Below are 18,491 nucleotides of genomic sequence, written 5' to 3'. Positions count from 1 at the left end.
TCCGCACCGCTTTTGTGGAGGTGCGCGTGTCCCGATCCATCCTTTGCGGCATTCTGCTGTTGTTCAGCCTGGCGCTCTCCTGGCAGGCCAGGGCGCAGAGCGTTGCACCTGCCTCCATGGTGTTTCTCAATCCCGGCTTTTCCGGCGAGCCGTTCTGGGTGGGTTATAGCGACTTCATGCAGGCCGCGGCGGCGGATCTTGGCGTTGAGTTGACCATTGTCTACGGTGAGCGCGATCCCCAGCGCATCCTGGCCAATGCCCATGCCGTTCTGGCTGGCCCCGAGCTGCCGGATTACCTGATTTTCGCCAACGAGATGTACCTGGGGCCTGAACTGCTGCGCCTGTTCGCCGGTACTCCGGTCAAGCTGTTTGCCCTGCACAGCACCCTGACTGCCGATCAGCGTGCGCTCGCCGGCGGTCCACGGCAGCAGTATCGAAACTGGATCGGCAGCCTGGTGCCCAATGATGAGGAGGCGGGGTACCTGATGGCCAAGGCATTGTTCGCCAAGGTCGGAGAGGAGCCCGTCAACCTGCTGGCCTTCTCGGGTGTGCGTCATACGCCATCGGCCACCTTGCGTGAGGCCGGGCTGCACCGGGCTCTGGCCGAGCATCCGCAGGTCAGGCTGCAGCAGTTGGTATACGGTGAGTGGCAACGCCTGCGCGCCTATGAGCAGGCCCAGCAACTGCTGCAGCGCTATCGTGATGTACGCCTGGTCTGGTCGGCCAATGACGAGATGGCTTTCGGCGCCATGCAGGCCGCGCTTGAAGTGGGTAAACAACCTGGCCGGGATATGCACTTCAGCGCCCTGAACAATTCAGTCGAGGTGTTCCAGGCGCGTATTCGCGGGGATATCGACGTACTGGCCACGGGTCACTTCACCCTGGGCGGTTGGGCGGTGGTGATGCTGCATGATCATCACGCCGGGCAGGACTTTGCCGAGCGCGGCGGCAAGGATCGCGTGGCCAGGCTGTTTACCCTGGTAGACAGGCGGCAGGCGGCCCAGTTACAGGGGCGCATAGCGCGCAAGGGCTATGGCATCGACTTTCGGCGTTTCAGCGCCGTGTATCAGCCGCAACTCAGCGACTACAACTTCTCCATCGAGGCTTTGCTGCGTTAGCCGATGCCGGCTACATGCAGCACCAGCCTGACCACCCCATAGATGGTCAGCACAAATACGCCGGTAAACAGCACCCCCAGGATAATAAAGTGGCTGGGCTTGCCTCGGCTGAAGTCGCGACTGCGATTCTTGCCACTCTGTACCCCCAATGCAGCGGCCAAGACGCTCTGCAGCATTTCCTTGAGGGTCAGCGGCTTGTCATTCTGTTCTTCGTCCATTGCTCACCTGCCGATTGATGAATGGCGCCGGACTGATCGCGCCAGGCTTTCCTGCAGCCTAGCCCAATGTGCAGGCGCTGAGCCATGGCACCTTGGCCCAGTGGTTCTGACGAGGACCAGGCTTATTGGAAAATAATTCTAGAAATATATTCTAGTGTTCGTATACTGGCCCGGCGCGCGCTTTATTACCGCCCACGTTTACAGGAAGAGCCAATGAGCCAGACCTTGCAGTTGTACAAGTCCCTGGGGGCCGAGCAGTTCAGCGCCGGTGTCGCCCAGCTAGCGCCGTATTTCGCCACTATCCAGGCCAGTTTTGTCGAGTTGCGCCAAGGCTATGCGGAAGTGACCTTCGCCAAGCGCCGCGAGGTGCTCAACCATATAGGTACGGTGCATGCGATTGCCCTGTGCAATGCCGCCGAACTGGCCGCCGGTACCATGACCGACGCCTCCATCGCCAAGGGCCATCGCTGGATTCCCAAGGGCATGACCGTGGAATACCTGGCCAAGGCCGATGGTGACATTCGTGCGGTAGCCGATGGCAGCGCGGTGGATTGGAATGCCACCGGTGAGTTGAGTGTGCCGGTGCTGGCCTATGTGGGTGACAAGCCGGTGTTTCGCGCCGATATCACCATGTACGTCAGCCAGGCCTGAGGTGGGGGGATGCACGATGACCCTTAACGACGGCACTTACCGCTGGGCCAGCCTCTGGCTGCTGCTGTTGATCCTGGTTGCTACCGCCAGTCTGGACAGTGCCATTGCCGAGGAACAGCCGGTGTCCGCAGAGATTCAGCGCGGGCGTTACCTGGTGATGACCAGCGGCTGTAACGACTGCCACACCCCGGGCTATCCGGAAGCGGCTGGACAGGTTGACGAACAGCTTTGGTTGACCGGTACGGCTCTGGGCTGGCGTGGCCCCTGGGGCACCACCTATGCCAGTAACCTGCGCCAGGTGGTGCAGCGGGTCGATGAGCAGCAGTGGCTAAGCCATGCCCGCAACAGCTGGCGACCGCCCATGCCCTGGTTCAATCTGCGCGATATGGCCGATGCCGATCTACTGGCTATCTATCGCTATATCCGTCACCTGGGCGAGGCTGGGGGCGCGGCGCCGGCTTATGTGCCGCCGGATCAGGAACCGGCTGGGGTCTATGTGCAGTTTCCGCCAGCGCCCTGAGTCCGGTCTTTAGCCTGGGGTCGCCTGACTGCGCTTGCTGCGTAGCTGGGCGGCGCGGGCGCGCAGCTGGCCGCAGCCGCCGTCGATATCCTGGCCGGCGGAATTGCGCACCTTGGTCAGCACGCCGCGGCTGTGGAGGTAACGGACGATCTGCACGATGCGGTCGCCATCGGGGCGCTGAAATTCATCGGCTTCCAGGCTGTTGTAGGGGATCAGGTTCATGATCGCGTATTTGCCCTTGAGCAGGCGCAGGATGCCGTCCATTTCGGCCTGGCTGTCGTTGATGCCCCTGAGCAGCGTCCACTGATACTGGATCGGGTAGTCGATCTGCCGGGCATAGCGCTCGCCCAGTTCCACCAGCTCCTCGGGGTCGATGCGCGGGGCGCGAGGGAGCAACTGCTGGCGCAGCTCGGCATCGGTGGTGTGCAGCGACAGGGCCAGGGCCGGTTTGATGCGCTGCTCTGGCAGGCGCTCGAACACCCGCGGGTCGCCTACGGTGGAGAACACCAGATTGCGCTGGCCGATACCGCCGTCAGTACCGAGCAGGTTGATCGCTTCGAGTACGTTGTCGAGGTTATGCGCCGGTTCGCCCATGCCCATAAAGACCACTTTCTTCACCGGGCGAAAACGCCGGGCCAGGGCCACCTGCGCGACGATCTCGGCGGTTGACAGCTGGCGCAGCAGGCCGCTCTTGCCGGTCATGCAGAACACGCAGCCCACCGCGCAACCGACCTGGCTGGACACGCACAGGCCGCCTCTGGGCAGCAGCACGCTTTCCACCATCTGCTTGTCGGCCAGTTCCACCAGCAGCCGTGCCGAGCCATCTGCCGCAGGGTGTTCGGAGGCCAGGCGGGCCAGCCCGTGCAGTTCGCTGCTCAGTTGGGGCAGGGCATCGCGCACGGCCATGGGCAGAAAGTTCTCGGTCTTCTGGTTGCGCGTGCCGGTATCCAGCGGCTTGCCTTGCAGCCAGGCACGGCTGATCCGCCCGATATGCATGGGTTTGGCGCCGAGGTCGGCAAGGCGTTGGTGGAAATCTTCGATCTGCATGGGGCGCGCATGCTACCACCGGCCGCGTTCCGGGCGTAGGGTCAAACGCTTTAGGGTGTCGAGGGCGCAATCACCAGCCAGAGCTGGGCATCGAAGGGCAGCTTGCCCTGGGCGCCAGCGGGCAATGGCTGCGGCAGGTCGGCCTGCTCAGCCACCAGCACTTTTTCCACCGATACACTGAGCAAGCGGTAGCCCGCCTGTTCCAGGCTGCTGTGCAGCGTCTGCAGGGCTTCGCTCTGGCTCAACAGTTGCGCGACCAGCTGGTTGTCCTGGCCATTTCTGGCGGAGCCCAGGGTGGCGTCCCACTGCGCCGAGCGGGCGGCTGCATCGAGCAGGGCACTGACCAGCCAGGGGTAATGCAGCAGGCGTCCGAGAAATAGCGAGCGTGGCTGTATGTCTGCCCGTCCGGCGGCATGGGTCAGCCCCTGATCCAGCAGCGCCTGCAGGCGACTGGCTGAAACCGTACAGGCCTCAGTCGTGCGCACTTGCAGACTGGCCGGGTTGGCGGCCTCAAGGCTGAGCGGGCAGCCGTTCTCATCCAGGCGGGACAGGGTTTCGGCGCCGGCCGTGCCGGTTTGCAGCACAGCCAGAGCCGCAGTCAATCCACGCGCTAACCAGGCAGCCTTGCTCATCTCAATCATCCTGTGGAGAGGGGCGATGGCTGCAAGCATATAACCTGCCCGAGGTTTCAGTTCTTGTTGCCCAGGGAGCTGGCGCCGCATACTAGCGGCCTGATTTGCCTGACCTGGCTGTGCGGAGCGTTACATGAAATATATCCACCAACGTGAACACCTGAACGAAGACGATATCGTTGTGATCGAGTGTTCGCAGACCTGCAACATTCGCCTGATGAACGATGCGAACTTTCGCAGCTTCAAGAATGGCGGCCGGCATACCTACCATGGTGGTGCATTCGACAAGTTCCCGGCCAAGATCACCGTGCCCAGCAGCGGCTTCTGGAACATCACCATCGACACCGTGACCCGTCGCCCCATCAGCGTGACGCGCAAGCCGACCCTGAAACACACGATCAAGATTATCCGCCGCTCCAGTTCCAGCTTTAGTTAAGCAACGGCTGTAAACCAAGAGGCCCGCTATTTAGCGGGCCTCTTTATAAGTGGCTGATCAGCCCCGTAGGGTGGAAAACCGCGAAGCGTTTTCCACCGAGGCCTTAGCTGTCATAGCCAAGGTTCGGCATCAACCAGCGTTCCGACTGATTCAGATCCTGGCCCTTGCGCGCCGTATAGCTTTCCACCTGATCCTTGTCGATCTTGCCCACGGCAAAATACTGCGCCTGGGGGTGGGCGAAGTACCAGCCGGAGACGGCGGCGGCGGGGAACATGGCGTAGTGCTCGGTGAGGAACACGCCGCTCTTGCCGGCCTTGTTGAACTCGGCCGCAGGATCGAGCAGCTTGAACAGGGTGGCTTTCTCGGTGTGATCCGGGCAGGCCGGGTAGCCGGGGGCCGGGCGGATGCCCTTGTAGGCTTCCTTGATCAGCTCCTCGTTGGAAAGCTGCTCGTCGGCGGCGTAGCCCCAGTAGTTTTTGCGCACCTGCTCGTGCAGCCACTCGGCACAGGCTTCGGCCAGGCGATCGGCCAGGGCCTTGACCATGATCGAGTTGTAGTCGTCGCCGGCATCCTGGTAGGCCTTGGCCACTTCCTCGGCGCCGATGCCGGCGGTGGTGATAAAGCCACCCACGTAGTCGGTGACGCCGCTGTCCTTTGGCGCGACGAAATCGGCCAGGGAATAGTTGGGCTTGCCGTCCGGCTTGATGGTCTGCTGGCGCAGGTGATGCAGGGTGGCCAGCTTCTCACCGTTATCGCCATAGACTTCCAGATCATCGTCCTGCACCTGGTTGGCCGGCCAGAAGCCGAATACGGCGCGGGCGCTGATCAGTTTTTCGTCGATCAGTTTCTTCAGCATGGCCTGGGCGTCGGCATACAGCGCGGTTGCGGCTTCGCCCACCACTTCATCGGTAAGGATGCGTGGGAACTTGCCGGCCAGGTCCCAGGAGATAAAGAAGGGCGTCCAGTCGATGTACTCGGCCAGGGTCGCCAGGTCGATATCTTCCAGCACCTTGACCCCGGTAAAGCTTGGCACGCTGGGTTGGTAAGCCGTCCAGTCGAACTGCGGCTTGTTGGCTACCGCTGCGGCATAGCTCAGGCGCTCGGTGCGGGCGCTGCGGTTGGCGGTGCGCTCGCGCACGTCGATGTATTCCAGACGGGTGCGTTCGACAAAGTCGGCTTTCAGCTCTTTCGACAGCAGCTGGGTGGCCACGCCCACGGCGCGGGAGGCGTCGGTGACATAAACCACCGCATCGTTCTGGTACTTGGGTTCGATCTTCACCGCCGTGTGGGCTTTGGAGGTGGTGGCGCCGCCGATCATCAGGGGCAGGGTAAAGCCCTGGCGCTGCATTTCGCGGGCGACATGCACCATCTCGTCCAGCGACGGAGTGATCAGGCCGGACAGGCCGATGATGTCGCACTTCTCGTCCTTGGCCACCTGCAGGATCTTCTCCGCCGGCACCATCACGCCCAGATCGACGATATCGTAGCCATTGCACCCTAGAACGACGCCGACGATATTCTTGCCGATATCGTGCACATCGCCCTTGACCGTGGCCATCAGGATCTTGCCCTTGGCTTCCGGCTTGTCGCCTTTCTCGGCTTCGATAAAGGGAATCAGGTGGGCCACGGCCTGTTTCATCACCCGGGCGGACTTGACCACCTGGGGCAGGAACATCTTGCCGGCGCCGAACAGATCACCGACCACGTTCATCCCGGCCATCAGCGGCCCTTCGATCACCTCGATGGGCCGTGCACACTGCTGGCGGCACTCCTCGGTGTCTTCGACGATATGGCTGGTGATGCCCTTGACCAGGGCATGCTTGAGGCGCTCGACCACACCCCAGCTGCGCCATTCCTCGGTTTCGGCTTCCTTGACGCTGCCGTCGCCCTTGTAGTTGTCGGCAATCGCCAGCAGCGCTTCGGTGGCGCCGGCATTGCGGTTGAGCACCACATCTTCCACGGCGTCGCGCAGCTCCGCTGGGATCTCGTCGTAGATCTCCAGCTGACCGGCGTTGACGATGCCCATGGTCAGGCCGTTCTGGATCGCGTAGTAGAGGAATACCGAGTGGATGGCCTCGCGCACCGGGTTGTTGCCACGGAAGGAGAACGACACGTTGGACACGCCACCTGAGCTCAAGGCAAAGGGCAGCTCATCACGGATATAGGCGCAGGCTTCGATAAAGTCGACCGCGTAGTTATTGTGCTCCTCAATGCCGGTGGCCACGGCAAAGATATTCGGGTCGAAGATGATGTCTTCCGGCGGGAAGCCCACCTCGTTGACCAGAATGTCGTAGCTGCGCTTACAGATTTCCTTCTTGCGCGCGGCGGTATCGGCCTGGCCGGCTTCGTCGAAGGCCATCACCACCACGGCGGCGCCGTAGCGCTTGCACAGGCGCGCGTGGTGCTTGAACTGCTCGACGCCTTCCTTCATGGAGATGGAGTTGACGATGCCCTTGCCCTGGATGCACTTGAGACCTGCCTCGATCACTTCCCACTTGGAGGAGTCGATCATGATCGGCACGCGGGAGATATCCGGCTCGCCGGCAATCAGGTTGAGGAAGGTGACCATGGCCGCCTGGGAATCGAGCATGCCCTCGTCCATGTTGATGTCGATCACCTGGGCGCCGGCTTCCACCTGCTGCAGGGCCACTTCCAGGGCCTCGGTGTAGTTCTCCTCGCGGATCAGCCGGGCGAACTTGGCCGAACCGGTGATATTGGTGCGTTCGCCAACGTTGACGAACAGCGAGTTGCGATCGATGGTAAAGGGCTCAAGACCAGACAAGCGGCAGGCCTTGGGAATATCCGGGATCACCCGTGGCGGGTATTTGCTCACCGCTTCGGCAATCGCCTGGATATGCGCCGGCGTGGTGCCGCAGCAGCCGCCGACGATGTTCAAGAAGCCCGAGGCGGCGAACTCTTCCACCACCGCGGCCATTTCCGCCGGGCTTTCGTCGTACTCACCAAAGGCATTGGGCAGGCCGGCGTTGGGGTGGGCGGAGACAAAGGTGTCCGCCTTGGCCGCCAGCTCTTCCAGGTAGGGGCGCAGGTCCTTGGCCCCTAGGGCGCAGTTCAGCCCTACGGAGATGGGGGTGGCGTGACGCACCGAGTTCCAGAAAGCTTCGGTGGTCTGCCCCGACAGGGTGCGGCCGGAGGCGTCGGTGATGGTGCCGGAGATCATGATCGGCAGTTCGAAGCCTTGCTGCTCGAAGACTTCCTGCACGGCAAAGATTGCCGCCTTGGCGTTCAGGGTGTCGAAGATTGTTTCGATCAGAATCATGTCCGCGCCGCCTTCGATCAGGCCGCGGGTGGCTTCCACATAGTTTTCCACCAGTTCGTCGAAGGTGACGTTGCGGTAGCCGGGGTTGTTCACATCCGGGGAAATGGAGCAAGTGCGGCTGGTCGGGCCTAGGACGCCTGCGACAAAGCGCGGGCGATCCGGGGTTTCCAGGGTCTTGGCGTCGGCCACTTGGCGGGCCAGGCGCGCGCCTTCGACGTTCAGCTCATACACCAGGCTTTCCATGCCGTAGTCGGCCTGGGACACCTGGGTGGCGTTGAAGGTATTGGTTTCCAGAATGTCCGCGCCGGCATCCAGGTAAGCCTTCTCGATGGCGCCGATCACATCCGGGCGGCTCAGGATCAGCAGGTCGTTATTGCCTTTGACATCCTGCGGCCAGTCAGCGAAGCGCGCGCCGCGGTAGTCGGCTTCTTCCAGCTTGTAGCTCTGGATCATGGTGCCCATGCCGCCATCGAGGATCAGGATGCGCTCGGAGAGGGCCTTCTGCAGGGCTTGGAGGCGGGCATTGCGATCGGACAGAGACATGGAGAGAACTACCTGGCACGGGTGAAAAAAGAGCGGCGATGATAGCAAAGCTGCACGCTTTTGCAGTGCCATGGCTATTTGCATGAATTCAGCTCATGTTGATCGATTCGCTTATCGGTCTGCAGGCCCGCTAGAATCCGGGATTCAGACGAATCAGGGATCGACCATGGATAGCCGCCTTCTTCTCAGCCTGTGCCTGTGGCTCATCAGCCCGGTGCTGCTGGCTGAGCCTTTGTCATACAGCCGCGACATCCAGCCGATCTTCAGCAAGAACTGCGTGGCCTGCCATGCCTGTTATGACGCCCCCTGCCAGCTCAACCTGGGCAGCGCCGAGGGGGTTGGGCGGGGCGCTCACAAACTGCCGGTGTATGACGGTATTCGTACCCAGGCTCAGGCTACCACCCGGCTGTTCCTCGATGCCCATGCTTCAGAGGCCTGGCGGCGCAAGGACTTTTTCTCGGTACTGGACGGGCAGGGCAGCCAGGCAGCGCTGCTGGCGCGCATGCTGAAACTGGGGCATCAAGCGCCGCTAACCACCAATGCCAAGCTGCCTGACGAGCTGGATATCAGCATCAAGCGCGATAACCAGTGTCCGCTGCCGGAAGAGTTCGATGACTACGCCCGCAACAATCCCATGGCCGGGATGCCCTTTGCGGTCACCGGGCTCAGTGCCGCTGACTACGACACCCTGCAGCGCTGGCTGGCTCAGGGGGCGCCGCTGGATCAGCACATGCGGGTGCCCAGTATCGCTGAACGCAAGCAGATAGCCGCCTGGGAGGCGCTGCTCAATGCGCCTGGCGCCCGTGAGGCACTGGTGGCGCGCTGGCTGTATGAGCATCTGTTTCTCGCCCACCTGCATTTTGATGAGGGGGAATCCGGGCACTTCTTCCAGCTGGTGCGCTCACGCACGCCTAGCGGTCAACCGCTGGACATCATCGCCACGCGCCGGCCCAATGACGATCCGGGCAGCCAGTTCTACTACCGCCTGCGCCCCGTGCAGGGGGTGATCGTACACAAGACCCATATCACCTATGGGCTCAGTGAAAAGAAGCTGGCACGGGTACGTGAGCTGTTCTTCAGCGGCGACTGGCAGGTAGACGCGCTGCCGGGCTATGGCCTGCAACGGCGGGCCAATCCCTTCGAGACCTTTGCGGCGATTCCAGCCCAGGCGCGTTATCAATTTATGCTGGATAACGCCGAATACTTCGTGCGCACCTTTATCCGTGGCCCGGTATGTCGCGGGCAGATCGCCACCGACGTGATTCGCGATAATTTTTGGGTGATTTTCCAGTCCCCGGAGCAGGACCTCTATATCAAGGATGCCGATTATCGTCAGCAGGCCACGCCGCTGCTGGCCATGCCCGGGCAGATCGACGAGATCATTGATCTGCCCCTGCTGTGGCGCAACTACCGCAACAAGCGCAACCTGTATGAGGCGCTACGCAAGCAGCGTTACGCCGAGGCGCCAGCGCCCAGCTGGTCGCATATCTGGGCGGGCAACGACAATGCCCTGTTGAGTATCTTTCGCCAACATGACAGCGCTTCGGTGCGCAAAGGCCTGATCGGTGAAATGCCGCAGACCCTGTGGTGGATGGACTATCCACTGCTGGAGCGCACCTACTACCAGTTGGTGGTGAACTTCGATGTGTTCGGCAATGTTTCCCACCAGGCGCAGACGCGGCTGTATTTCGATTTGATCCGCAATGGCGCCGAGGTCAACTTCCTGCGTCTGATGCCGGCGGACAGTCGCAAGGCCTATCTCAGTGACTGGTATCAGCACAGCGGCAAGCTGAAGCTGTGGCTGGATTATGAAAGCATCGACCACAACACCCCCACGGCCCTGCGTCTGCAGGGCAGCGATCCCAAACAGGATTTCCTGCACAGGCTGCAGGAGCGCTATGGCAGCCTCAATGTCCGGCCGGATCCGATCAATCGCTGCAGCGGTGCCCATTGCCATCGCCAGGGTATTGATCCCGATCTGCAGCGCGCCGAACAATCGCTGAGCCGCCTGGCAGCCAAGCCGGCCGCTGCGCTCAGGGTGATCGAGCAATTGCCCGAGGCGACCCTGCTGCGTATCGAACTGGCCAACGGTCAGCGCGAGGTCTACAGCCTGCTGCGCAACCGGGCCCACAGCAACGTGGCCTTTATGTATGGCGAGGCGCTGCGCTACCAGCCAGGGCTGGATACCCTGACGGTCTATCCCGGAGTACTGAGCAGCTACCCCAACTTTATTTTCAACCTGGAGGGGGAGGCTGTGCCGGAGTTTGTCGCAGCACTGGAGCAGGCCAGGGATGCCGCCGCATTTGAAAAAGTGGTCGAGCGCTGGGGCATCAGGCGCAGCCATCCCGACTTCTGGTTCTATTTCCACGATCTGGCGACTCATATCCGTGAGACCGAGCCGCTGGAGGCGGGCATATTGGATATGAATCGCTATCAGAACCTGTAAATGGCTATTGCCTTACTGAATTACTAGGACTTTGCCCGTGGCGGCGCAGTGGCGTACACTGCGCCCATGTTTGTGAGGAGTTGCCATGAGCGCCATTACCATTACCGACGCTGCCCACGATTACCTGGCTGATCTGCTGAGCAAGCAGAACACCCCGGGTATCGGCATCCGCGTATTTATCACCCAGCCGGGCACCCAATACGCCGAAACCTGCATTGCCTACTGCAAGCCGGGCGAGCAGAAGCCGGAAGATACCGCCCTGGGGCTGGCCAGTTTCACGGCCTGGATCGATGCGGTGAGCGAACCGTTTCTGGAAGATGCCGTGGTTGATTACGCCACTGATCGGATGGGCGGCCAGCTGACCATCAAGGCACCGAACGCCAAGGTGCCCATGGTCAACGAAGACAGCCCGATCAACGAGCGTATCAATTACTACTTGCAGACCGAAATCAATCCCGGTCTGGCCAGCCATGGCGGCCAGGTCAGCCTGATCGACGTGATCGAGGATGGTATCGCCGTGCTCAAGTTCGGCGGTGGTTGCCAGGGCTGCGGCCAGGCCGATTACACCCTCAAGGAGGGCATCGAGAAGACCCTGCTTGAGCGTATTCCCGAGCTCAAGGGCGTGCGTGATGTGACCGATCACAGCAACAAGGAGAATGCCTACTACTGATAGGCATGCTGAAGCGCAAAGACACCTGAGAAGGTGCCTTTTTTGGTTCTGTCGCCACTAGTTGTCCCCCCCTCCTTTAAGAGCCGATATATCCGCGAAATTTGTGGTGAAAGCGCTCTTACAGAAGCCGAGTCGGCGCATCAATACCTAAGGATTTATTGCAGGCAAGTTATTGCAGGCCAGCTGACGGACAAGCCTGTGCAAAGCCTGGCCGGGGTCTATAGTGATGAGGCGCTAGCAGTAACAGTACAGGATGTAGGGGGTTGCACATGCAGATGCACGCGCGTTCTGTGGTCACGGATGCCCTGTGCCAGGCGGTTTCCACGCATCTGCCTGCCTGGAGGCCCTTTTCGATGCCACCCAGACAGCCCTGAAAGAGCAGCGCCTGCAGGCCCGCAGCAATGTCGAGGTCCAAGGCTGTGAAGAGTTTCTGCGCCTTTGCATTGCCCACCGTGGGCGAGTGGTTGCCCAGACCATTTCGGCCATTCTCGATCTGCTCCCCGTTGGTATCACACCCCAGGCCACGGCTCCTTCCAGTGAAAGCGAGTGGCAACTGGTGGACGATGCCGAAGTGGAGGAAATGCTCGAAGCCAGGCGCCTGGTGCGCCAGCTGCGTGAACAGCTGGGTACCCTGGAATGGCGCAGTTGTGCCCGTCTCAATGCCACCACCGGCGCCCATGCCAGGGACCGGGAAAGCCCGTTGTCCCTGGAGTTCATGATCCGCTGCCTGCAGGCGCGTCTGCACCTGCGCGAACAGCTGCCGGTGGTGCGCGAGCACTTTTATGCCGTGGCGGCGCGGGAATTGGCCGTGGTACTGCAGGCCTACTTCAAGCAGCTGGATACGGTTTTTGCCGAGTTTGAGATCGAACCGCGGGTCGAACCCGATGTGCATCCGCTGCTACAGCGCCAGCGTGAGCGGCGTGCAGCCCTGAAACCGGATGCGCCTTACCAGGCGATTCAACAGCTGCGGGCGGTGGAGGGCGGCAACGGCCAGCCAGGCAGTATCAGCGAACCTAACGCGGGGCGGGCGCTGGCAGCGCAGCAGTGCGCCAGCCCAGGGTTGGTCAGCCGAGCAACTGCTGCAGCAGCTCGGTCAGAGCGGCCTGGAGCTGTCGCGGCGACAGAACGATGACGTGGCGGTGGTGGCCGAGTTGTTCAAGCATATCGATCAGGAAGCCCAGCTGGCCCAGGACATCAAACCGGCATTGCGCCGGCTGCTGTTGCCTGTGACTCAGGCTGCCTTGCTGGAGCCGGCGGCCTTTGCCGATGCGACCCATCCGGTGCGGGCGACCCTGGATAAGCTGATGCGCCTGTGCGATTACTCCGAGCCCCCCAACCATGTACTGGAAAAGCGAGTGCAGCAGCTGATCGACGGCATCGTCCAGGACTACCAGGGCGATAGCAGCGTCTTCAGCCGCTGTAACGAAGAACTGGAACAATTGCTGGCGGTACAGCAGCGGGCCTACAGCAACAATGCCGATCGGGTGCGTCAATACAACCGCGGGCGTGATGCCCTGGAACAGGCCCGCCTGCAGGTTGCTCGGGAGCTGGCCAGGGTGTTCGATCCACTGGCGCCCAAGGTGCTGCTGGACTGGCTGGAAGTGGGCTGGCGCGAACTGCTGGTGCACGAGCTGATCCGCGATGGCGAGGGCAGCGCCGAGTGGCGCGATGACTTGGCCTTGATCCGTCAGCTCAATACCTGGTTGCAAGCCGACATGCTCAGCGACAACGGCAGCGCCGGCACGGTGGAGCGGGCGTATGAGTGCGGACCGATTCTGCAGTTGCTGTGCCAGCGCATGGAGAATTTTCTGCCCGGGCAGTATCGCCACCTGCCGGTGCTCAAGGCGATGCAGCAGCAGTTGTTCGGTGAGCAGCCCGTTGAGCTGGTCGAGGCCCCGGCCGTGCCCAGCGAACCCCTCCTGCTTGGCCTCGACCCGGCCCAGCAACGCTGGCGCGAACGTCTGCAGCAACTGCACGAAGGTGACTGGCTGGTAACGGACAAGGGCCAGCACCTGCAACTGATCTGGGCCAACCCGGCTACCGATCACTATGTTCTGGTCGATCGCCAGGGCCGCGAGGCGGGCAGCTTTACGGCGCAGGCCCTGATGGAGCAACTGGCGACCGGCTGGATCGGCACGCCGCCGCCGGAAGGCCATGGAGTGATTCAGGATCACTTGGAAGACATCGTCGGCCAGCTCTACCGTGATATTGCCTACGCCCGCAGTCATGACGAGCTGACCGGTCTGTTCAACCGTCGCAGTTTCGAGGCCGCGGTGGCCCAGGCCCTGGCCGCGAGCGAGCCGAGTGCCTTTATCTACGCCCATATCGACCAGTTCAGTGTGCTCAATTCCAGCTTTGGTCCACTGGCTGGCGACACCTACCTGAAGCAGACGGCCAGCCTGCTGGGGCAGCTGTTGCCCACCAATGCCACCTTGGCGCGGATCGGTGGCGTGGACTTCGCCGTGGTGCTGCCACAGACCGATGGCGCCGCGGCACGGCTGCAGGCCGAAGCCCTGCGCGCCGCGGTAGAGGCCAATCCACTGGAGTGGCAGGGGCACTCCCATAGCGTCAGCATGAGCCTGGGGATTGTGCTGAACAGCGACTGTCACGACGTGATCAACCTGTTCCGTGACCTGCAGATGGCCTGCAATACCGCCAAGGAGGCCGGACGCAACCGGGTGCATGTCTACAGCGACGAGATCGACGGCGCCCGCACCGGGCTGATGGCCATTGCCGGGCGGGTGGACGATATCGTCGAGCGTGGCGAGCTGAGCCTGCGCGTCCAGCAAATCGCGCCGACCCTCGAGAGCGAGGGCCTGCTGCCTCATTACGAGGTGCTGCTGGTGATGGAGAACGAGCTCAAGCTGCTCGACTTCATCAGTGCCGCCGAACGCTATAACCGCATGACCAAGGTCGATCGCTGGGTGCTGAAGCGCATTTTTGGCGAGCTGGCTCAGCACCCTGATATCTGGCAGCGCTGCAGCGTGCTGTCGGTCAACCTATCCGGCAGCAGCCTGAACGACGACCGCTTGCTGGCCTTTATCGAGGCGTTGTTCGAGGACCATGCCATACCGCCGCAGCGCATCTGTTTTGAACTGACGGAAACCGCGGCAGTGGCCAACCTGACCAAGACGGCCGATCTGGTGCGTTACCTGCAACGCCTGGGCTGCACCTTCTCCATCGACGACTTCGGCACCGGTTTTTCGTCCTATGAATACCTCAAGCGCCTGCCGGTGGACTACGTGAAGATCGACGGCAGCTTCGTCAAGGAAATCGAGCGCTCGCCCAGCGACCTGGCCATGGTCAAGTCGATCAACGAAATTGCCCATGTGCTGGGGCGCAAGACCATTGCCGAGTACGTGGAGACCGCCAGCATCCGCCAGTGCCTGACCGATATGGGCATCGATTATGTGCAGGGCTACGGGGTGCAGATGCCGCTGTCGCTGGACAGCTTCCTGGGGCGCGGGTGAGGGCCGTTAGTGGGGCTTGTGGCCGTCCTGGTTGAGCTGGTTTAGCCACAGCAGGCGGTGGTGCAACTGGGCGGCAAAGGCGCGAGCGGCCAGCTCCTCATGGAAGGTCAGGCCGCGTGAACCCATGCGTACGCGCCAGAGGGTCTGGCCACGCTGTTGCACCCGTTCGATCTGTACATCCATCCCCTTGCCCTCATCGTGCATGGCTCAAGGTTACGCCATCAGGGCCGGGAGCGGGAATGGCGTCAGTAAACCCAGACCTCGACCCGGCGGTTTTTCAAGCGGCCATCGCCCTGATCATTGGCCGCCACCGGCAGCTCGTCACCCAGCCCGATGATGTCACGGAAGATCACCCCGGCCTTGGCTAGCTCGCGCCGCACCGCCATGGCCCGCAGCTTGGACAGCAGTTCGGCTCGGGCCGGATCGGCCTTGGCATCGCCGAACCCCACCAGCACCAGCTTGTTGCGCAGCTTGTCCTGCTCTTGCAAGTAGCCGAGCAGGCGCTGCAGGTCACGCTGGGCCTTGCTGTCGAGGGTCGCACTGCCTTCCTGGAAGCGGAAATTGACCGTCAGTCGCTTGGCCTCCTGGGCCAATTGCTGATAAGCCGCAGGCATGCCCGGCTCAACGGTGACCTGCAGGGGCTGCACGGTCTGGGCGATAAAGCCGTTCTGCTCGACGATCGCCTGGCCCTGTGGGCTATGGGCGAACTGGATCAGGGCGCGGGCCCAGGGGTTGTCCTGCTCGGGCGTGCTGTAAAGAAACAGGCGGCGCGACAGGGGGTAGTCCTCGGTGGCGATCAGACTGGCGCTGGCCGGCATGGCCTGGGATTCACCGGCGGCGATGGCCAAGGCGCGAGCAGCGCGGATATAGGGCAGGCCGATAAAACCGATGGCCTGGGGATCACGACTGACCCGGTCGGACAGCTCTTCGCTGGACTCAAAGCGCAGGGCGCTGTCTGCCAGCTCCTTGGCAAAAGCCCCCAGCACCAGCTCCTGAAAGGTATCGAAGGTGCCGGAATTGTTGTCCCGGGCGTACAGGCGGATGCTGCCGGCTGGCCCGCCGAGCTGTGCCCAGTCATTGATCTCGCCAGCAAATACGGCCGCCAGCTGATCGTTGCGCAGGGCCTGCAGCGGATTGCTCGGGTGGACGATAATGGCCAGGCCGTCGAGGGCGATCACCTGCTCGGCTTCGGGGCTGCGCAGATTGCCCAGCGCGGCCAGTTTGCTGGCTTCGCTGTCCTTGATTGGCCGTGAAGAGGCTGCCAGCTCAGCATGGCCTTGCTCCAGCGCGGTAAAGCCGGTGCCGGAACCATGGGCTGCCACTTCGACGCTGACGCGCCGGCCTTCGTTGTTGAATCCGATTACCCGCTGTTCATTGGCGGGTTCGCCGGCTTCCAGGCGAATACCGGTAAAGCCCTGTTGCTCAAACAAGCCCTTGACCAGAGCCGGCCCCAGGCGCGCGCCGATGGTGTTGGAGCCCTGGATGCGCAGCACGCTATCGTCTGTCGGCAAGTTGGCCCAGGCCTGCCAGGGCAGCAGGTAACAGAGAAAGGCGATCAGCAGGGTGCTGGTGGTCAGCCCCCAGGTATCGCGGATGTGAGCGGACGGGTGGCAGGGCATGGAACGGGCACCTTGTGGCAGGAAAGTGCCGCGACCATAAGACAAAAAAGTGACTGAAATATGACAGGCGCCTGAGTCAGAGCCTCTAGCTCAGGCTTGTCAGCCGTAACCCGGGTGTTGGCAGGCTGTTGAAATACGCAGGTGGTTTTTCAACAGCCCTGTTGCTGCACCAGGGCCGGCGCTTGCGTCACCAGCGCTCAGCCCAGTTCCAGCCAGATCGGCGCATGATCCGAGGGCTTGTCCATACCGCGCAGTTCATAGTCGATGCCGGCGTCCTTGAAGCGTGCCTGCAGGGCCGCCGTGGCCAGAATCACGTCAATGCGCAGGCCACGCTTGGGCTCGTCCTCGAAGCCCCGGCTGCGGTAGTCGAACCAGCTAAAGCGGTCGTTCACCTGCGGGTTGAGGGCGCGGAAGCTGTCCACCAGGCCCCAGTTCTTAAGGGTCGCCAGCCACTCGCGCTCTTCCGGCAGGAAGCTGCACTTGCCGGTTTTCAGCCAGCGCAGGCGGTTCGGTTCACCGATGCCGATATCGCAGTCTTCCGGGGAGATATTGATATCGCCCATTACCACCAGGGCCTGCTCGGGGCTGAATTGTTCATTCAGCAGCTGCTGCAGGTCGGCATAGAAACGTTGCTTGGCCGGGAACTTGGTGGGGTGGTCGCGGCTTTCGCCCTGGGGGAAATAGCCATTCATCACCGTCACCGGGTTGCCCTGGGCGTCGGCGAAGGTGCCATAGATAAAGCGCCGCTGGGCATCCTCGGCATCACCCGGGAAGCCCTTGTGCAGACTCAGGGGCTTCTGGCGCGAGAGCAGGGCCACGCCGTAATGGCCTTTCTGGCCGTGGTAGTGCACCTCATAACCCAGCTGGCGGATTTCCTCGTAGGGGAACTGCTCGTCGGCCACCTTGGTTTCCTGCAGACCGATTACATCCGGCTGGTGCTTGTCGATGAGTGCGGCCAGTTGATGGGGGCGGGCACGCAGGCCATTGATATTGAAGGAGACGATTTTCATCCGGGGCAATCCGAAACGCTGGGCGGGAGGGGTGGATGCTAGCCCATCGCGGCCCATGCCGGCCAGCTGCCTGGCGCCATGCCGGTGGCGGTGCTAACGTGGCTCAAGGTCCCACAATTAAAGAAAAAACAGAGGTCCGTGAGCATGCCCAACAGAATTGCAGAAGTCCGTTTGCTCGATGGCGGTTATGCCCGTGAGGCCCGCTCGCTGCTGTATCACGCCTATCGTCATGACCCGACCTTCGCCTATCTGTTCGAGGCCGAGCGCCCCGGTTTTGACCAGCGCGTTAGGGCCACGGTGCGCGAACTGGTGCAGCAGCACTTCAGCGAGGACCTGCCGGCCCTGGGCCTGATGATCGACGACCGTCTGATCGGTATGGCCCTGATCGCGCCACCGCAGCGGCGCATGGACATTACCGAGAGCTGGGCCTGGCGCATGCGCATGCTGCTGACCACCGGCTTTCGTTGCACCAGGCGCTACCTGGAATACCACGACGCGGTGCTCGCCTGCCTGCCGCCGGGGCCTTACCACGTACTGCCGCTGCTCGGGGTGCACCCCGAGTTCCAGGGCCAGCACTATGGCGAGCAGCTGCTCGAAGCGCTGCACAACTGGTGCGCCGAAGATGCCAGTTCCCAGGGCGTGGTGCTGGACACCGGCAATGAACACTACCTGAACTTCTATCAGCGCCAGGGCTATGAGGAAGTTGGCGTAGTGGCGGTGGGGCCGGTGGTCGAGCATGTGTTCTTCCACCCCAATCCGCAGCCGGCGGTCAGGGCCAGTGCCTGATTCATAAGCAGCGGCTGGCGAAAAAACCGCGCAGAAGCGCTGGCAGGC

Annotated in this window: 16 protein-coding genes; 9 read left to right on the top strand and 7 right to left on the bottom strand. The window is 62.2% G+C overall.

Annotation, left to right across the window (positions count from 1 at the left end; genetic code table 11):
• Positions 1-116: 116 nt before the first annotated feature.
• Positions 117-1,118 carry an ABC transporter substrate-binding protein gene (locus tag GJV18_RS11485; protein WP_160346094.1) on the top strand — a complete coding sequence of 334 codons (1,002 nt, stop codon included), beginning with the start codon at positions 117-119 and terminating at the stop codon, positions 1,116-1,118.
• Here GJV18_RS11485 and GJV18_RS11480 read toward each other — a convergent pair.
• Positions 1,115-1,336: a DUF2970 domain-containing protein gene (locus tag GJV18_RS11480; RefSeq protein WP_160345528.1), complete on the bottom strand. Its 222-nt coding sequence runs from the start codon at positions 1,334-1,336 to the stop codon at positions 1,115-1,117. The genes GJV18_RS11485 and GJV18_RS11480 overlap by 4 nt on opposite strands.
• Before the next feature lie 213 nt (positions 1,337-1,549).
• On the opposite strand from GJV18_RS11480, the gene GJV18_RS11475 reads away from it, so the two are divergent.
• The gene (locus GJV18_RS11475; protein ID WP_160345526.1) at positions 1,550-1,987 is read left to right on the top strand and encodes a hotdog fold domain-containing protein; all 438 of its coding nucleotides are present in this window, start codon (positions 1,550-1,552) and stop codon (positions 1,985-1,987) included.
• Between the two features lie 16 nt (positions 1,988-2,003).
• Positions 2,004-2,507: a cytochrome C gene (locus tag GJV18_RS11470; RefSeq protein ID WP_160345524.1), complete on the top strand. Its 504-nt coding sequence runs from the start codon at positions 2,004-2,006 to the stop codon at positions 2,505-2,507.
• 9 nt (positions 2,508-2,516) lie between these two features.
• Here the strand turns inward: GJV18_RS11470 and GJV18_RS11465 are convergent, their stop codons facing one another.
• Entirely contained in the window at positions 2,517-3,554 is a 1,038-nt protein-coding gene (locus tag GJV18_RS11465) for an RNA methyltransferase (protein WP_160345522.1), read from the bottom strand.
• A gap of 50 nt (positions 3,555-3,604) precedes the next feature.
• Positions 3,605-4,186: a hypothetical protein gene (locus GJV18_RS11460; RefSeq protein ID WP_160345520.1), complete on the bottom strand. Its 582-nt coding sequence runs from the start codon at positions 4,184-4,186 to the stop codon at positions 3,605-3,607.
• A gap of 133 nt (positions 4,187-4,319) precedes the next feature.
• Between GJV18_RS11460 and GJV18_RS11455 the strand changes: the two genes are divergently transcribed.
• Positions 4,320-4,622: a DUF1883 domain-containing protein gene (locus GJV18_RS11455; protein WP_160345518.1), complete on the top strand. Its 303-nt coding sequence runs from the start codon at positions 4,320-4,322 to the stop codon at positions 4,620-4,622.
• Between the two features lie 103 nt (positions 4,623-4,725).
• On the opposite strand, the gene metH is transcribed toward GJV18_RS11455, so the two are convergent.
• A complete protein-coding gene (metH, locus tag GJV18_RS11450; RefSeq protein ID WP_178113433.1) occupies positions 4,726-8,442 on the bottom strand; it encodes a methionine synthase in 3,717 nt (1,238 codons plus the stop codon).
• Positions 8,443-8,608: 166 nt separating this feature from the next.
• Between metH and GJV18_RS11445 the strand changes: the two genes are divergently transcribed.
• From GJV18_RS11445 to GJV18_RS11435, 4 genes are all read left to right on the top strand, one after another.
• Positions 8,609-10,888: a fatty acid cis/trans isomerase gene (locus GJV18_RS11445; RefSeq protein WP_160345516.1), complete on the top strand. Its 2,280-nt coding sequence runs from the start codon at positions 8,609-8,611 to the stop codon at positions 10,886-10,888.
• 85 nt (positions 10,889-10,973) lie between these two features.
• Positions 10,974-11,558, top strand: a complete 585-nt coding sequence (gene nfuA / locus GJV18_RS11440; RefSeq protein WP_160345514.1) for a Fe-S biogenesis protein NfuA — start codon at positions 10,974-10,976, stop codon at positions 11,556-11,558.
• 307 nt (positions 11,559-11,865) lie between these two features.
• On the top strand, positions 11,866-12,690 hold the full coding sequence (locus tag GJV18_RS18770) for a hypothetical protein (RefSeq protein WP_325065251.1): 825 nt from the start codon (positions 11,866-11,868) through the stop codon (positions 12,688-12,690).
• On the top strand, positions 12,635-15,028 hold the full coding sequence (locus tag GJV18_RS11435; protein ID WP_325065256.1) for a putative bifunctional diguanylate cyclase/phosphodiesterase: 2,394 nt from the start codon (positions 12,635-12,637) through the stop codon (positions 15,026-15,028). Before GJV18_RS18770 ends, GJV18_RS11435 begins: the two co-directional genes overlap by 56 nt.
• 6 nt (positions 15,029-15,034) lie before the next feature.
• Here the strand turns inward: GJV18_RS11435 and GJV18_RS18525 are convergent, their stop codons facing one another.
• The 3 genes from GJV18_RS18525 to xthA all read right to left on the bottom strand — a co-directional run bounded on the left by GJV18_RS18525 (position 15,035) and on the right by xthA (position 17,657).
• Positions 15,035-15,211, bottom strand: coding sequence for a hypothetical protein (locus GJV18_RS18525; RefSeq protein WP_178113432.1), 177 nt, complete (start codon positions 15,209-15,211; stop codon positions 15,035-15,037).
• Between the two features lie 62 nt (positions 15,212-15,273).
• Positions 15,274-16,647 carry a substrate-binding domain-containing protein gene (locus tag GJV18_RS11430; protein WP_160345510.1) on the bottom strand — a complete coding sequence of 458 codons (1,374 nt, stop codon included), beginning with the start codon at positions 16,645-16,647 and terminating at the stop codon, positions 15,274-15,276.
• Between the two features lie 197 nt (positions 16,648-16,844).
• The gene (gene xthA, locus GJV18_RS11425; RefSeq protein WP_160345508.1) at positions 16,845-17,657 is read right to left on the bottom strand and encodes an exodeoxyribonuclease III; all 813 of its coding nucleotides are present in this window, start codon (positions 17,655-17,657) and stop codon (positions 16,845-16,847) included.
• Between the two features lie 144 nt (positions 17,658-17,801).
• Here xthA and GJV18_RS11420 point away from each other — a divergent pair, with 144 nt between their 5' ends.
• Entirely contained in the window at positions 17,802-18,443 is a 642-nt protein-coding gene (locus tag GJV18_RS11420; RefSeq protein WP_160345506.1) for a GNAT family N-acetyltransferase, read from the top strand.
• Positions 18,444-18,491 lie beyond the last annotated feature (48 nt).

The organism is Pseudomonas xionganensis (genome assembly GCF_009763245.1).
Lineage (GTDB): Bacteria > Pseudomonadota > Gammaproteobacteria > Pseudomonadales > Pseudomonadaceae > Aquipseudomonas > Aquipseudomonas xionganensis.
This window is presented reverse-complemented; position numbering and strand designations above follow the sequence as displayed.

Excerpts from the sequence above, each read along its gene's own strand:
- metH (WP_178113433.1), bottom strand. The coding sequence starts at position 8,442 with ATGTCTCTGTCCGATCGCAATGCCCGCCTCCAAGCCCTGCAGAAGGCC.
- GJV18_RS11445 (WP_160345516.1), top strand. The coding sequence starts at position 8,609 with ATGGATAGCCGCCTTCTTCTCAGCCTGTGCCTGTGGCTCATCAGCCCG.
- GJV18_RS11475 (WP_160345526.1), top strand. The coding sequence starts at position 1,550 with ATGAGCCAGACCTTGCAGTTGTACAAGTCCCTGGGGGCCGAGCAGTTC.
- GJV18_RS11485 (WP_160346094.1), top strand. The coding sequence starts at position 117 with ATGGTGTTTCTCAATCCCGGCTTTTCCGGCGAGCCGTTCTGGGTGGGT.
- GJV18_RS11460 (WP_160345520.1), bottom strand. The coding sequence starts at position 4,186 with ATGAGCAAGGCTGCCTGGTTAGCGCGTGGATTGACTGCGGCTCTGGCT.
- nfuA (WP_160345514.1), top strand. The coding sequence starts at position 10,974 with ATGAGCGCCATTACCATTACCGACGCTGCCCACGATTACCTGGCTGAT.
- GJV18_RS11430 (WP_160345510.1), bottom strand. The coding sequence starts at position 16,647 with ATGCCCTGCCACCCGTCCGCTCACATCCGCGATACCTGGGGGCTGACC.
- xthA (WP_160345508.1), bottom strand. The coding sequence starts at position 17,657 with ATGAAAATCGTCTCCTTCAATATCAATGGCCTGCGTGCCCGCCCCCAT.
- GJV18_RS11470 (WP_160345524.1), top strand. The coding sequence starts at position 2,004 with ATGACCCTTAACGACGGCACTTACCGCTGGGCCAGCCTCTGGCTGCTG.
- GJV18_RS11465 (WP_160345522.1), bottom strand. The coding sequence starts at position 3,554 with ATGCAGATCGAAGATTTCCACCAACGCCTTGCCGACCTCGGCGCCAAA.
- GJV18_RS11455 (WP_160345518.1), top strand. The coding sequence starts at position 4,320 with ATGAAATATATCCACCAACGTGAACACCTGAACGAAGACGATATCGTT.
- GJV18_RS11420 (WP_160345506.1), top strand. The coding sequence starts at position 17,802 with ATGCCCAACAGAATTGCAGAAGTCCGTTTGCTCGATGGCGGTTATGCC.
- GJV18_RS11480 (WP_160345528.1), bottom strand. The coding sequence starts at position 1,336 with ATGGACGAAGAACAGAATGACAAGCCGCTGACCCTCAAGGAAATGCTG.
- GJV18_RS18525 (WP_178113432.1), bottom strand. The coding sequence starts at position 15,211 with ATGGATGTACAGATCGAACGGGTGCAACAGCGTGGCCAGACCCTCTGG.